Raw genomic sequence first — 14,501 nt, 5'->3', positions numbered from 1 at the left:
TACAAAGAAAGAGAAGGTACCCCATTACGAGGTACCTCTTCTTATTTTAAAATATTTGCAATATATGTTTGAAGTTCTTCTACTTTTACTTCTTCAGACTCACCTGTAGCACGTACTTTCACTTCTACAATACCTTCGTCTGCTTTTTTACCGACTGTAACACGAACTGGAAGACCGAATAAATCTGCATCTGCAAATTTAACACCTGCACGTTCTGCACGATCGTCTAATAACACTTCATAGCCTTGTTCTTGTAATGAGTTGTAGATATTTTCACCCATTTCACGTTGTGCATCAGATTTCATATTTACTGGAATTACATGCACATGGAACGGTGCTACAGCTTTTGGCCAAACTAAGCCGTTCTCATCGTTAAACTGCTCTGCAATTGCTGCAACTGTACGAGATACACCGATACCGTAACAACCCATAATAAGTGGTTGTGTTTTTCCGTTTTCATCTAGGAATGTTGCGTTCATTGCTTCACTATAACGAGTTCCTAATTTGAATACATGACCAACTTCAATTCCGCGTGCGAAAAGAATTGTTCCGTTTCCATCTGGAGATTGGTCTCCTTCTTGAATGAAGCGTAAATCTGTATATTGATTTACTTTAAAGTCACGTTCTGGATTTACATTTACATAATGGAATCCTTCTTCATTCGCTCCTGAACATCCGTTAACAATTGATGCTACAGCATGATCAGCAATAATTTCGATATCACCTGTTACATTAATCGGTCCTAATGAACCAACTTCACAATTTAATAATGCTTTTACTTCTTCATGAGAAGCAAGCTCAACAACTGAAGCGCCGTATACATTTTTCACTTTCACATCGTTTACTTCGTGATCACCACGAACAAGTACAACTACTAATTTCTCATCTACTTTAAATACCATAGACTTAATGCACTTGTCAGCTGCAATGTTTAAGAATGCAGATACTTCTTCAATTGCTTTTTGGTCTGGTGTTGCTACTTTTTTAAGTGCTTTTTCGGCTTCGTCACTCTTCGTATACGTAGCTACAACAGGAGCCATTTCGATGTTTGCTGCATAATCAGATGTGTCAGAGTATGCAATTGTATCTTCACCAACTTCAGATAATACCATAAATTCATGTGTATCTTTTCCGCCCATTGCTCCAGAATCAGCAATAACTGCACGGAAATTCAAGCCACAGCGAGCAAAAATGTTAGAGTATGCTTTATATAAGCGATCGTATACTTCATCTAAGCTCTCTTGTGTAGCATGGAAAGAGTATGCATCTTTCATTAGAAACTCTCTTCCACGTAATAAGCCGAAACGAGGTCTTTGCTCATCACGGAATTTTGTTTGAATTTGGTATAAGGTTAACGGTAATTTTTTATATGATTTCACTTCATCACGCACAAGGTCCGTAATTACTTCCTCATGTGTCGCTCCTAATGCGAATTCACGAGCGTTACGATCTTTCATACGCATTAATTCAGATCCGTAAGAATACCAGCGACCTGATTCTTGCCATAATTCTGCAGCTTGCATAGCTGGCATTAATAATTCTACAGCTCCTGCGCGCTCCATTTCTTCTCGAACGATACGTTCTACTTTGTGTAATACTTTTAATCCAAATGGTAGAAAGCTATAAATACCAGAAGCATTTTGACGCATAAAACCTGCACGAAGTAACAGCTGATGACTCTTAATTTCAGCATCAGCTGGAACTTCACGTAATGTAGGACTGAATATCATACTTTGTTTCATTTATTTGCACCTCTTCATTTTACTCTTACACGCAGTAAAACCCCTCACCTCGAGTTAGGTGAGGGATTTTATTCTACGAGCTCTATTTCATTATAAGTTTCACTTTATTTTACAAGAAAAACTTACGAATGTCATTCCAAGTTACAACTAACATAAGTAACATTAATAATGCAAAACCAATAAAGTGAACCATTCCTTCTTTTTGGCGGTCAATTGGTTTCCCTCGTAACGCTTCAATTAAGAAGAAGAATAAACGGCCACCATCTAAAGCAGGAACTGGTAATAAATTAAATAAACCAAGATTAATGCTTAGAACTGCAGCTAAACTTAGTACACGCGTAAACCCATAATCTACAACTTGATCTGTTAGATTATAAATTCCTACTGGACCTGACAACTCATTAATAGAAAATTGACCAGTTACTAATTTAACAAGAGATTCAAAAATTAGTTTCGTCCATTGGTACGTTTGTTCAAATCCTGATTTAATAGAACCCATTACTGTTTTCTCTACAGGAGAATAAACACCGATTCTACCAACTTCGTCTTTTCCTTCTTTATCGAGTGTTGGCGTTACTTTCACATTAAACTGTTCATTATCACGCTTTACTTGTAACGTAATTTCTTTATTTGGGTTTTCACGTACAATAGTAACAACATCTTTCCATGTACTTGTGTTTTTCCCATCAATAGCTTGAATTGTATCATTCTCTTTCAATCCAGCTTGCTGTGCTGCACTGTTATCCATCACTTTTCCGACCATTGGTTTGTCAATAGGAACCCCTTGTACAAATCCAAGAATCACAAAAATAACAAATGCTAAAATGAAGTTCATTGCAGGACCCGCAAAGATTGTTAAAGCGCGTTGCCCTAGTTTTTTCGAGCCAAATTGTCTATTATACGGAGCAATTTGAATTTCTTCCCCCGCAGTAATAATACGAGCCTTTTCATTCACTCGGAACGTTTGAAGCTCTTCCTCGTACTCTTCATAGCCCGAAATTGTTAAATTATGCTCCAAATCAGCTTGTTCGACTTCAATAACACGAACATTTGGATACTTTTCATATCCATCAAAAACCAATTTCACAACTTCGTCTTTTTCATTTAATACAAGGCCAACCTTTTTCCCAGGCTTTAACTCAACTGTGTCCGCATCCTCGCCAGCCATTCTTACATAGCCACCAAGGGGCAGTAATCGAATCGTATACACCGTTTCATTCTTTTCAAATGAGAATATTTTCGGACCAAAACCAATCGCAAACTCGCGGCATAAAATACCTGCTCTTTTTGCGAAATATAGATGCCCTAGCTCATGGAAAAATACGAGTGCACCGAAAATTAATATAAAGGCAATCGCTGTATTCAATTCCATAACCACCTTTGCTAAATTTGTTCCATCACAAACCGTCTTGTGGCCGCATCAATTTCCAAAATTTCCTCTAAGCTCGGTCGTGCAATGACATTGTGATGGTTCATTGCTTTTTCAATGAGGTCTTCCACTGTTAAGAAACCAATTCTCTTTTGTAAAAAGGCTTCAACAGCTACTTCATTCGCTGCGTTCATTACAGCTGGCATACTTCCACCTGCTTTTCCAGCTTCATACGCAAAACGTAAACAACGGAATCGTTCTTGGTCCATTTTCTCAAAATGCAACGTCCCTATTTCCCATAAGTTTAACTGTTTTGTGTCTGAAAGAGGCAATCTATCAGGATATGTAAGTGCGTATTGAATTGGTACTCGCATATCAGGTGAACCAAGCTGCGCCATTACACTACGATCTTCAAATTCAACCATAGAATGGATAATACTTTCTTTATGTAAAACAACATCGATTTGCTCATAAGGGATACCAAAAAGCCAATGTGCTTCAATTACTTCTAGTCCCTTATTCATCATTGTAGCAGAATCAATTGTAATTTTCGAACCCATTGACCAGTTTGGATGTCGAAGCGCATCTTCTACGGTCACATGATGCAATTCATCCCTCGTTTTATCACGGAAACTTCCACCAGAAGCCGTTATAATAAGACGAGAAATTCTTTTTTCATTTTCACCATTCAAGCATTGAAAAATAGCCGAATGTTCACTATCTACTGGAAGTAACGAAACATTATGTTTTCGTGCTGCTTCCATTACAAGATGTCCTGCAGTTACTAACGTTTCTTTATTTGCAATTCCAATTGTTTTTTTCGCCTCGATTGCACGAAGTGTTGGTAACAACCCTACGCTACCTACAACAGCATTTACTACAATCTCCGCATCTGGATGTAATGCTACTTCTAAAAGTCCTTCACTACCATATACAATTTTTGTATTACCAGAAACAGATTGTAATTTTAAAACATCTTCCTCTCTTTGCACAGAGACGATTTGCGGAGAAAATTCTTGAATTACCTTTACTGCGTAGTCAATATTTTTCCCTACAGAAAAAGCAACGAGACGGAATTGGTCTGGGTGCGAGCGTAATACATCTAAAGTTTGTGTACCAATTGATCCGCTTGCACCTAATAAACTAATGTTTTTCATGACTCCAACCCCTCGTTCATTTATTAATTGTATTGTAATAAGAAGTAGAGAATTGGTAAAACGAATAACCAACTATCTGTTCGGTCTAATATACCACCATGCCCAGGTAAAATTGTACCTGAATCTTTTACGCCATAATGACGTTTAAATGCAGATTGTACCAAATCACCAATTTGTCCAAAAATAGAAATGATAATTGTCAGCACAATTAAAATTACTACATTCGATTCGACTGGGAAGAACACATTGTAAACAAGTGCCACAATAATTCCACAAACGATGCCACCTAATGAACCTTCAATCGTTTTATTTGGACTAATTTCTGGCCACAATTTTCTCTTGCCCAATGCTTTTCCTACGAAATATGCGCCTGAATCAGTAGCCCATATAACAAATAATGCGCAAAATACATATTTAATTCCTAATATTCTCGTTTCATTTAAATATAAGAATCCCATTGCCACATATGTCGTTGCCATCAGTAAAAATGAAGCATTATCAAAAGTAAATGTATTCTTAGAAAGGACTGTATATGATAAAAGTAATAAAACAATCACAAATGTGATTTCCAATTTACCTAATCCAATCCATGTAAACAGTTCTGATGCACTACTTGGAATTAAAAGAATCCACAATAATACTGCAGCTAAAACTGTCGGTACTGAAATAAGCGTAAGCTTATTCATACGAATTAATTCATATAAACCTATAGAAGCAAGTGCATACACTAAAACCGTAAAAGGCACGCCACCGTATATTACGATGGGAATGAATAGCGCGGCAGCAACCACTCCAGTAATAATTCTCTGTTTCACTACCAAACCCTCTCTTTCTACACGCCTCCGAATCTGCGCCCTCTATGTTGAAAGTCAGTAATCGCATTTAGCAAATGTTCTTCTTTGAAGTCTGGCCAATACACGTCTGTAAACCAAAACTCCGAATATGCAATTTGCCACAACATGAAATTACTAATACGTAGCTCTCCGCTTGTTCGGATTAACAACTCTGGATCAGGTAAAGAACTCGTCATTAAGTAGGAGGAAAGCATTTCTTCACTTACCTCTTCAGAACGAATTTTTCCTTCCTCATTATCTTTCATCATATGTTGCACAGCAGAAACGATTTCATCTCGACTCCCATAGTTTAACGCGAAATTAAGAATTAATCCCGTATTCTCTTTCGTATCTTCCATGGCTTTCTCCATCGCTCTGCGTGTATGCGTAGGAAGACGATCTTTTTGCCCTATTACTCGGACTTGTACGTTTTCTTCAATCAATTCTGGTAAAAATGTACCTAGAAATTCTTCTGGAAGCTTCATTAAATAATCAACTTCCTTTTTCGGTCTTTTCCAGTTCTCAGTTGAAAAAGCATAGAGAGTTAACACTTTCACATTAAGTTTACTTGCAAATTTTGTAATTTTCTTTACAACTTGCATACCTTCATGATGTCCCGCAATACGAGGCATTGCTCTCCTCTTTGCCCATCTTCCATTCCCATCCATAATGATGGCAATATGTTCTGGGATATATCCTTTTTTCACTTCTTCAACGAGATGATCAAACGATGTGTCCTTTTTACCTTTAAAAAAAGGAAAGTTTTTAAACATCATTCATACCCTCCAGCAAGCAGACGTATGCCTAAAAGTGTAAAAAGACCCCCTTAAGAAGAGGGTCATATTTGCGAAGTTATCGCTATTACACTTCCATGATTTCTTTTTCTTTGTTTTTTGCGATTTCGTCAACTTTTGCAATATATTTATCTGTTTCTTTTTGGATATCTTCAGTATATCCTCTTAAATCATCTTCTGTAATCTCGCCAGCTTTTTCAAGCTTCTTAAGATCATCATTTCCGTCACGACGTACGTTACGAACAGCAACTTTTGCTTCTTCAGCATATTTTTTCACAACTTTTACAAGATCACGACGACGCTCTTCTGTTAATGCAGGGAATGCAATACGAATTACAGTTCCATCATTAGAAGGGTTTAAGCCTAAATCTGCTTTTAAAATTGCTTTTTCAATATCACCGATAGAAGTTTTATCATAAGGTTGAATTACTAGTAAACGCGCTTCTGGAACTGTAATGTTCGCTAATTGCACAACTGGTGTTGGTGCACCATAGTAATCAACTTGTACCTTATCTAATACAGACGCGTTTGCACGGCCAGCACGAACTGTTGCTAATTCACGAGAATAAGCAGCAACTGCTTTTTCCATTTTTTCATTTGAAGACTTCAATACTTGTTGTCCCATATTTATTTCCCCCTTACCACTGTTCCGATATTTTCGCCTAAAACGGCACGTTTAATATTACCTTTTTCCATAACTGAGAATACAATTAATGGAATATCATTATCCATACATAGAGAAGAAGCTGTAGAATCCATTACACCTAAACCTTCTTTTAATACGTCTAAGTAAGTAAGCGTTTCGTATTTCGTAGCTGTTGGATCAATAGATGGATCCGCATTATATACACCATCCACATTGTTTTTCGCCATTAAAATTACATCTGCTTCAATTTCTGCCGCACGTAATGCTGCTGTTGTATCTGTAGAGAAGTATGGGTTACCTGTACCTGCTGCAAAGATAACAACACGTTTTTTCTCTAAGTGACGAACTGCTTTACGACGAATGTAAGGTTCTGCAACTTGACGCATCTCAATTGAAGTTTGTACACGAGTTTGAATTCCGATATTCTCCAAGCTATCTTGAAGAGCTAATGAATTCATAACTGTCGCTAACATGCCCATGTAATCTGCCCCTGCACGATCCATGCCCATTTCACTTCCAATTTTCCCACGCCAAATGTTACCGCCACCAACAACAACAGCAACCTCTACATCAAGTTCTGCAATTTCTTTTACTTGTTCCGCAACTGACTTAATAACAGTTGGGTTAATTCCAAATCCTTGCTCTCCAGCTAAAGCTTCTCCACTTAGCTTTAAAACGACACGATTATATTTCGGTTTACTCATAATGAACCTCCAATTGCTTACATCTTTATTTTAAAAAAGGGAACACAATGTGTTCCCTAATCTGTATTAGTTACTACCTTTTACTTGGTTCATTACTTCTTCAGCAAAGTTGTCTTCGCGTTTTTCGATACCTTCACCAACAGCGTAGCGAACGAATCCTTTTAATGTTCCGCCTTTAGACTCAACGAACTGACGAACTTTCATATCAGGGTTTTTAACGAATGCTTGGTCAAGTAAGCAAATCTCTTCGAAGAATTTGCCTAAACGGCCTTCAACCATTTTCGCAACGATTTTCTCAGGCTTGCCCTCGTTTAATGCTTGTTGTGTTAATACTTGACGCTCATGCTCAACTTCTTCAGCTGTTACAGCATCGCGGTCGATGTATTTAGGGTTAACTGCAGCGATGTGCATTGCAACATCTTTAGCAGCAGCTTCATCAGTAGAACCTTCAAGAACTGTTAATACACCAATACGTCCACCCATGTGTAGGTAAGCGCCGAATGCATCTGCATCAGTTTTTGATACGATTTCGAAACGACGTAGTGTAAGTTTTTCACCAATTTTAGCGATTGCTTCGTTGATGTGCTCTTCAACTTTTTTACCGTTTTCCATTGTTTGAGCCATAGCTTCTTCAACGTTAGCTGGTTTGTTAGTTAATAAGTGAGCAGCTAATTCTTTAATTAGTGTTTGGAAACCTTCGTTTTTCGCAACGAAATCAGTTTCAGAGTTTAATTCTAAGATTAAAGCGTCATTACCGTTTGTTTCGATGAAAGTTAAACCTTCAGCAGCAATGCGGTCTGCTTTTTTAGCAGCTTTCGCAATACCTTTTTCACGTAAGAAGTCAATTGCCTTCTCCATGTCGCCGTTAGTTTCTGTTAAAGCTTTTTTGCAGTCCATCATACCTGCGCCAGTTTTTTCACGTAATTCTTTTACCATTTGAGCAGTGATTGCCATACTTTTCATCCTCCTAAAATATGTATTTATACCTTTTATAAAGGTGTTTATACCTTAAAAAAGGTGATAAAAGGCCGAACCCCTTATCACCTTTCCAACTTTGTTACGCAGTAACAGTTTCTTCACCTTGTTTTGCTTCAAGGATCGCGTCTGCCATTTTAGATGTAAGAAGTTTTACAGCACGAATTGCATCATCGTTTGCTGGGATAACGTGATCGATTTCGTCTGGATCACAGTTTGTATCAACGATACCGATGATTGGAATGTGTAATTTGCGTGCTTCAGCAACTGCAATACGCTCTTTACGAGGGTCTACTACGAATAATGCACTTGGAAGACCTTTCATATCTTTAATACCGCCTAAGAATTTCTCAAGACGCTCTAACTCTTTTTTAAGTTGAACAACTTCTTTCTTAGGAAGTACTTCGAAAGTACCATCTTCTTGCATTCTTTCGATGTCTTTAAGACGCTTGATACGCTTTTGGATTGTTTGGAAGTTTGTTAAAGTTCCGCCTAACCAACGTTGGTTAACGAAGTACATACCAGCACGAGTTGCTTCTTCTTTAATAGCTTCTTGTGCTTGTTTTTTAGTACCTACGAATAAGATGTCTCCGCCTTCAGCAGCGATGTCGCGCATCGTTCTGTAAGCTTCCTCAACTTTTTTCACAGTTTTTTGTAAGTCGATGATGTAGATACCGTTACGCTCTGTGAAAATGTAACGCTTCATTTTTGGGTTCCAACGACGAGTTTGATGTCCGAAATGAACACCAGCTTCAAGCAATTGCTTCATAGAAATTACTGACATAATATAGTTCCTCCTAAATGGTTTTTGATATCCTCCGTTTACTTCATCTCTAAGCGAAACTACAAACGTAGCACCAACACTTAAATCAGTAAACGTGTGTACTTTGTACTGACACCACTGCTTACTATATCATACTGAAATATTTCAATCAAGTCGAAAATGCGAACAATGTAAAACTTTCTTTGTTCATACTCGAATTCTAGTATTACCAACCTTCATTTCTTTTAAGCAAAAAAGTAAATACAATTAATAGTTTTCCCAGAAAACACGCTTATGACACTTTTCACAAGCACCATCTATACATTGCACAAAAAAACTCTCCTCAATCGAGGAGAGTTTTTTATAAATTAGTTTGTTTTTAATTTAGCAAGTTCCTGTAGAAACTTGTCGTTTAGCACTTTAATGTATGTTCCTTTCATACCTAAAGAACGAGACTCAATAACACCAGCACTTTCTAATTTACGTAGTGCATTTACGATTACAGAACGAGTAATTCCTACGCGATCAGCAATTTTACTTGCAACAAGTAAACCTTCTGTTCCATTTAATTCTTCGAAGATGTGCTCAATTGCTTCTAACTCACTGTAAGATAATGAGCTGATCGCCATTTGAACAACAGCTTTACTACGTGCTTCCTCTTCAATTTCTTCTGCTTTTTCACGCAAGATTTCCATACCTACAACAGTTGAGCTGTACTCAGCAAGGATTAAATCATCATCTAAGAACTCTTGACCAAGACGAGCTAATACTAATGTACCTAGACGCTCACCGCCACCAACGATTGGTACGATTGTAGTTAAACCTTGACCAAATAATTCTCTGTTTTCTACTGGGAATGCTGTGTAAGCACTGTTCACATCTAAGTTTGAAGATGTTTCTGTAATGTTGAATAAGCTTTGTGTATATTCTTCTGGGAATTGACGTTCTGCAAGCATTTGCTTCATGCGTTCGTTTTCGATTTGTTGGTGAATTGCATAACCTAGTAATTTACCACGACGGCTAACTACGAATACGTTTGCTTCGATTACTTCACACATTGTGTCAGACATTTCTCTAAAGTTTACAGGCTTCCCTGCTGCGCTCTGTAATAACGCATTTAATTTTCTCGTTTTTGCTAATAATTCCATTTCAAAAGTTCCTCCTACATGTTACTCACATATTTTTTCATCACTTGGAAACTAGGGCGAGTCACCTGATGACACTATTACAAAATAAACTGGCTCACATCTTTATTTTTAGCAATTGTTGCTAATTTCTCCTCAACGTATTGAGGTGTTATCGTTATTTTCTCTAACGTAATTTCAGATGCTTCAAACGATAAATCTTCAAGGAGCTTCTCCATAATCGTATGAAGTCTTCTTGCTCCAATATTATCTGTATCCTGATTAACTTGATAAGCAATCTCAGCAATCTTACGAATAGCTTCGTCTGAAAATTCAATTTCTATACCTTCAGTCGCTAATAATGCCATATATTGTTTAATTAACGCATTGTCAGGCTCGATTAATATTTTAACAAAATCGTCTGTCGATAATTTTGTTAATTCTACTCGAATCGGAAATCTCCCTTGCAATTCCGGAATTAAATCCGACGGTTTAGACATATGGAACGCTCCAGCTGCAACGAATAAAATATAATCCGTTTTTACTGATCCGTATTTTGTCGCAACATTCGATCCTTCTACAATTGGCAAAATGTCACGTTGCACACCTTCACGTGATACATCTACGCTATTCGACTGCTTACCAGCAATTTTGTCAATTTCATCAATAAAAATAATCCCGAGCTGTTCAGCACGATAAACAGCCTCTTGTGTAACTTCATCCATATCAATTAAGCGCTGTGCCTCTTCATTTGTCAAGAGTTTTCTTGCTTCTTTTACAGAAAGTTTACGTTTTTTCGTTTTTTTCGGCATAAAACTTCCTAGCGCATCTTGGAAATTCATTCCCATTTGTTCCATGCCAGTTCCTTGTAACATATCAAACATGGAAGACTGTTGTTCAGTCACTTCAATCGATACAATTTCTTCTTCAAGAAGCCCTGCAGCAAGCTTTCTCTCCACATCTTGACGTTTCTTTTCGATTTCAACATCTTCTTGTGTATCAGACGTTTGATTCGAATTTTGAGCGCCTCCAAAAAGCATCTCTAATGGATTTTTAAATCCAGATTGCTTCTCCGGACTCGGCACTAAAATTTCAACAAGACGTTGATTCGCTTGCTCTTCTGCTTTATCTTGAACTTTCACTACCATTTCTTCTTTTACAATACGAACCGATGTTTCCACCAGGTCACGTACCATCGACTCTACATCTCTACCCACATATCCAACTTCTGTGAATTTTGTAGCCTCAACCTTAATAAAAGGTGCTCCAACGAGTTTCGCCATTCGTCGTGCTACCTCTGTTTTCCCAACACCTGTCGGTCCAATCATTAAGATGTTTTTAGGTGCAATTTCGTCACGTAAATTTTCAGCTAATTTACTGCGACGATATCGATTTCTCAACGCTACAGCAACCGCTTTCTTTGCGTCTTTTTGACCGATGATGTATTGATCTAATTTTTCCACAATTTGGCGCGGAGTAAAATGTAAATGCATATAAAATGCCTCCCTTACGATTCTACAATTCTTCAACAATTATGTTGTGATTCGTATAAACACAAATATCGCCAGCAATCTCTAAACTCGCTTTCGCAATTTGCTTCGCTGTTAAGTGTTCACTTGCATATCGCTTTAAAGCACGACCTGCAGAAAGTGCATAATTCCCACCAGATCCAATTGCTAAAATACCATCATCCGGTTCAATCACTTCTCCTGTACCTGAAACAAGGAGCATAGTTGTTTTATCCATGACAATGAGCATCGCTTCTAGCTGACGTAACATTTTATCGCCACGCCATTGTTTTGCCATTTCAACAGCAGCACGTTGCAAGTTGCCATTATACTCTTCTAATTTCCCTTCAAACATTTCAAAAAGAGTAAATGCGTCAGCAACTGATCCTGCGAAACCAGCTAAAACTTTACCTTGGAAAAGCTTACGAACTTTACGAGCTGTATGTTTCATTACAACAGCATTTCCCATCGTCACTTGGCCATCTCCAGCCATTGCACATTCTCCATTATGATGAACTGCAAATATCGTTGTAGCGTGGAAATTTCCCATAGAAAAAACTCCTTTATTTGTTTTTATAGCTTTTAAAGCAATTTATGCCCGCGGGTGATGCTTCATGTAAACAGAACGCAATCTTTCTTTAGAGACATGCGTATAAATTTGTGTCGTCGACAAATTCTCATGGCCTAATAGCTCCTGTACAGTACGTAAATCTGCCCCTTCATCTAGCATATGTGTAGCAAATGTATGCCTTAACATATGGGGACTTATCCGCATTGTCAGTGAAGCCTTTTTAATGATTTCATTTAAAACATAACGAACTCCACGACTTGTTAGCGGTGTACCTTTCGCATTTAAAAATACCATATGAGAGTCTTCGTCAGTCTTATTAACTAACTGTTTTCTCCCATTCTCTATATAAGTAATTAAAGAATCTTGCGCATAGCTTCCAAATGGAATATACCTTTGTTTTTTTCCTTTTCCCATTACTAAAATTGTTCCCACCGCAAAGTCAATATCGGTAAGTTGTAAATTGACACATTCACTCACACGGATCCCAGTCGCATACATCAACTCTAATAAAGCTTGATTCCTTTGACCTAATGGCGTTTCCGTGTCAGAAACTTCGAATAATTCCTCTAACTCTTCAGCATATAAAAACTTTGGGATTGACAATTCTTTTTTGGGGAGTGACGCAAGTGCAAACGGATTATCCTTTCGATAACCTTCACGCATCAAAAAACGATATAAACTTCGTAAGCTTGATACTTTTCTTGCGACAGATTTACGGGCTAACTTTTCATCGTGCAACGTCGTTAAGTACAAACGAACATCCGCGTATGTAACGTCTAAAAAAGAGGATATGCCTTCTCGTTCCATAAATTGCACAAAATGTTCTAAATCATTTTGATAACTTGCAATTGTATATTTTGAATAATTTCTTTCAATTTGTAAATATCCAACGAATAATTGTAACAATTTCTTCACATTCACACAACTCACCTCAATAAAGGCTACTAAATCGTATCACAACTTAGTAGCCTTTGCAAGAAATTTAACTAAATATTTACAAAATTTCGAATCGTTTCTAAAGCGCGTGCTGCGTACGCTTCATTTCGTTCTGCTTTCTTTTTAATCTTCTTCTCTAACGGTGCAAATAGACCGAAGTTCGCATTCATCGGTTGGAAGTTTTTAGCGTTCGTTGCCGTAATGTAATTTGCCATGCTACCCATTGCAGTTACTGGTGGTAATACAACTGGTTCTTCACCTTGCACAAGACGCGCAGCATTAATCCCTGCTAATAATCCTGATGCTGCTGATTCAACATATCCCTCTACTCCAGTCATTTGACCAGCGAAGAATAAATCATCACGTTGTTTATATTGATATGTTGGACGAAGCAAATTGGGTGAATTAATAAACGTATTACGATGCATTACACCATAACGTACAATCTCTGCATTTTCCAATCCCGGAATTAACTGTAGCACTTCTTTTTGTGGTCCCCACTTTAAATGTGTTTGGAAACCTACGATATTGTATAAAGTTCCCGCTGCATCATCTTGACGTAACTGAACAACAGCATATGGCGTTTTCCCTGTTTTTGGATCTTCCAATCCAACAGGTTTCATAGGTCCAAATACTAACGTCTGTCTCCCTCTACTTGCCATAACTTCTACTGGCATACAACCTTCAAAGAAAATTTCTTTTTCAAACTCCTTTAAAGGCACTGTCTCAGCAGCAATCAGAGCCTCATAAAAACGATCAAACTCTTCTTCTGTCATTGGGCAATTTAAATATGCAGCTTCCCCTTTGTCATAGCGCGATTTTAAATATACTTTATTCATGTCAATGCTGTCTTTTTCTACGATTGGGGCTGCAGCATCATAGAAGTAGAAATAATCTTCTCCTGTTAATTCTTTCAATTTTGCAGAAAGATCAGGAGATGTTAATGGACCTGTAGCAATAATTGTCGGTCCCTCTGGAATATCTGTAATTTCTTCATTCATTACAGTTACATTTGGATGGTTCTTTACGTATTCCGTTACTTTAGCTGCGAACTCATGACGGTCTACAGCTAAAGCACCTCCAGCTGGTACAGAGCACTCATCCGCCGCACGAATAATTACAGAATCCATTAAGCGCATTTCCTCTTTAATAACTCCAACTGCATTTGTTAAAGTGTTTGCACGAAGTGAGTTACTACATACTAATTCAGCGAATTTATCTGTGTGATGAGCTGGCGTTTGCCTTACCGGTCTCATTTCATATAATCTAACTTGGACACCACGTTTTGCAATTTGGTAAGCTGCTTCACTTCCTGCAAGACCTGCGCCAATGACGTTTACTACTTGTGTTGTCATTTATATCACCTTTCCTTTTCTTCC

At 37.7% G+C, this 14,501-nt stretch carries 14 protein-coding genes; all 14 read right to left on the bottom strand.

Going from position 1 to position 14,501, the window contains the following annotated elements; translation table 11 throughout:
• Positions 1–41: 41 nt before the first annotated feature.
• The 14 genes from CGQ22_RS05930 to trmFO all read right to left on the bottom strand — a co-directional run bounded on the left by CGQ22_RS05930 (position 42) and on the right by trmFO (position 14,477).
• On the bottom strand, positions 42–1,742 hold the full coding sequence (locus CGQ22_RS05930) for a proline--tRNA ligase (protein ID WP_000814290.1): 1,701 nt from the start codon (positions 1,740–1,742) through the stop codon (positions 42–44).
• A 109-nt stretch (positions 1,743–1,851) separates the two neighbouring features.
• Positions 1,852–3,108: an RIP metalloprotease RseP gene (gene rseP, locus CGQ22_RS05925; protein ID WP_001090243.1), complete on the bottom strand. Its 1,257-nt coding sequence runs from the start codon at positions 3,106–3,108 to the stop codon at positions 1,852–1,854.
• Positions 3,109–3,125: 17 nt separating this feature from the next.
• Positions 3,126–4,268, bottom strand: coding sequence for a 1-deoxy-D-xylulose-5-phosphate reductoisomerase (gene dxr / locus CGQ22_RS05920; RefSeq protein WP_000790373.1), 1,143 nt, complete (start codon positions 4,266–4,268; stop codon positions 3,126–3,128).
• A gap of 23 nt (positions 4,269–4,291) precedes the next feature.
• Positions 4,292–5,083, bottom strand: coding sequence for a phosphatidate cytidylyltransferase (cdsA, locus tag CGQ22_RS05915; RefSeq protein ID WP_000813592.1), 792 nt, complete (start codon positions 5,081–5,083; stop codon positions 4,292–4,294).
• 17 nt (positions 5,084–5,100) lie between these two features.
• Positions 5,101–5,877, bottom strand: a complete 777-nt coding sequence (uppS, locus tag CGQ22_RS05910) for an isoprenyl transferase (RefSeq protein ID WP_000971296.1) — start codon at positions 5,875–5,877, stop codon at positions 5,101–5,103.
• Positions 5,878–5,962: 85 nt separating this feature from the next.
• On the bottom strand, positions 5,963–6,520 hold the full coding sequence (gene frr, locus CGQ22_RS05905; protein WP_000531501.1) for a ribosome recycling factor: 558 nt from the start codon (positions 6,518–6,520) through the stop codon (positions 5,963–5,965).
• A 2-nt stretch (positions 6,521–6,522) separates the two neighbouring features.
• The gene (pyrH, locus tag CGQ22_RS05900) at positions 6,523–7,245 is read right to left on the bottom strand and encodes a UMP kinase (RefSeq protein ID WP_000042668.1); all 723 of its coding nucleotides are present in this window, start codon (positions 7,243–7,245) and stop codon (positions 6,523–6,525) included.
• Between the two features lie 66 nt (positions 7,246–7,311).
• On the bottom strand, positions 7,312–8,199 hold the full coding sequence (tsf, locus tag CGQ22_RS05895; RefSeq protein WP_001018578.1) for a translation elongation factor Ts: 888 nt from the start codon (positions 8,197–8,199) through the stop codon (positions 7,312–7,314).
• A 103-nt stretch (positions 8,200–8,302) separates the two neighbouring features.
• Positions 8,303–9,004 carry a 30S ribosomal protein S2 gene (gene rpsB / locus CGQ22_RS05890; protein WP_000111485.1) on the bottom strand — a complete coding sequence of 234 codons (702 nt, stop codon included), beginning with the start codon at positions 9,002–9,004 and terminating at the stop codon, positions 8,303–8,305.
• 347 nt (positions 9,005–9,351) lie between these two features.
• Positions 9,352–10,131, bottom strand: coding sequence for a GTP-sensing pleiotropic transcriptional regulator CodY (gene codY / locus CGQ22_RS05885; RefSeq protein ID WP_000421290.1), 780 nt, complete (start codon positions 10,129–10,131; stop codon positions 9,352–9,354).
• A gap of 77 nt (positions 10,132–10,208) precedes the next feature.
• Positions 10,209–11,600, bottom strand: coding sequence for an ATP-dependent protease ATPase subunit HslU (gene hslU / locus CGQ22_RS05880; RefSeq protein ID WP_000550078.1), 1,392 nt, complete (start codon positions 11,598–11,600; stop codon positions 10,209–10,211).
• Between the two features lie 22 nt (positions 11,601–11,622).
• Complete coding sequence (hslV, locus tag CGQ22_RS05875) at positions 11,623–12,165, bottom strand: ATP-dependent protease proteolytic subunit HslV (protein WP_089148368.1); 543 nt, start codon at positions 12,163–12,165, stop codon at positions 11,623–11,625.
• A gap of 42 nt (positions 12,166–12,207) precedes the next feature.
• The gene (gene xerC / locus CGQ22_RS05870) at positions 12,208–13,107 is read right to left on the bottom strand and encodes a tyrosine recombinase XerC (protein ID WP_001101242.1); all 900 of its coding nucleotides are present in this window, start codon (positions 13,105–13,107) and stop codon (positions 12,208–12,210) included.
• Positions 13,108–13,172: 65 nt separating this feature from the next.
• Positions 13,173–14,477: an FADH(2)-oxidizing methylenetetrahydrofolate--tRNA-(uracil(54)-C(5))-methyltransferase TrmFO gene (gene trmFO / locus CGQ22_RS05865; protein ID WP_000213002.1), complete on the bottom strand. Its 1,305-nt coding sequence runs from the start codon at positions 14,475–14,477 to the stop codon at positions 13,173–13,175.
• Positions 14,478–14,501: the final 24 nt, after the last annotated feature.

It is taken from the genome of Bacillus sp. M13(2017) (assembly GCF_002218325.1).
Classification (GTDB): domain Bacteria; phylum Bacillota; class Bacilli; order Bacillales; family Bacillaceae_G; genus Bacillus_A; species Bacillus_A thuringiensis_K.
This window is presented reverse-complemented; position numbering and strand designations above follow the sequence as displayed.

Bases quoted from the DNA above. Each gene is read 5' to 3' on its own strand.
- CGQ22_RS05930 (WP_000814290.1), bottom strand. From the start codon at position 1,742: ATGAAACAAAGTATGATATTCAGTCCTACATTACGTGAAGTTCCAGCT.
- dxr (WP_000790373.1), bottom strand. From the start codon at position 4,268: ATGAAAAACATTAGTTTATTAGGTGCAAGCGGATCAATTGGTACACAA.
- uppS (WP_000971296.1), bottom strand. From the start codon at position 5,877: ATGATGTTTAAAAACTTTCCTTTTTTTAAAGGTAAAAAGGACACATCG.
- frr (WP_000531501.1), bottom strand. From the start codon at position 6,520: ATGGGACAACAAGTATTGAAGTCTTCAAATGAAAAAATGGAAAAAGCA.
- pyrH (WP_000042668.1), bottom strand. From the start codon at position 7,245: ATGAGTAAACCGAAATATAATCGTGTCGTTTTAAAGCTAAGTGGAGAA.
- tsf (WP_001018578.1), bottom strand. From the start codon at position 8,199: ATGGCAATCACTGCTCAAATGGTAAAAGAATTACGTGAAAAAACTGGC.
- rpsB (WP_000111485.1), bottom strand. From the start codon at position 9,004: ATGTCAGTAATTTCTATGAAGCAATTGCTTGAAGCTGGTGTTCATTTC.
- codY (WP_000421290.1), bottom strand. From the start codon at position 10,131: ATGGAATTATTAGCAAAAACGAGAAAATTAAATGCGTTATTACAGAGC.
- hslU (WP_000550078.1), bottom strand. From the start codon at position 11,600: ATGCATTTACATTTTACTCCGCGCCAAATTGTGGAAAAATTAGATCAA.
- hslV (WP_089148368.1), bottom strand. From the start codon at position 12,165: ATGGGAAATTTCCACGCTACAACGATATTTGCAGTTCATCATAATGGA.
- trmFO (WP_000213002.1), bottom strand. From the start codon at position 14,477: ATGACAACACAAGTAGTAAACGTCATTGGCGCAGGTCTTGCAGGAAGT.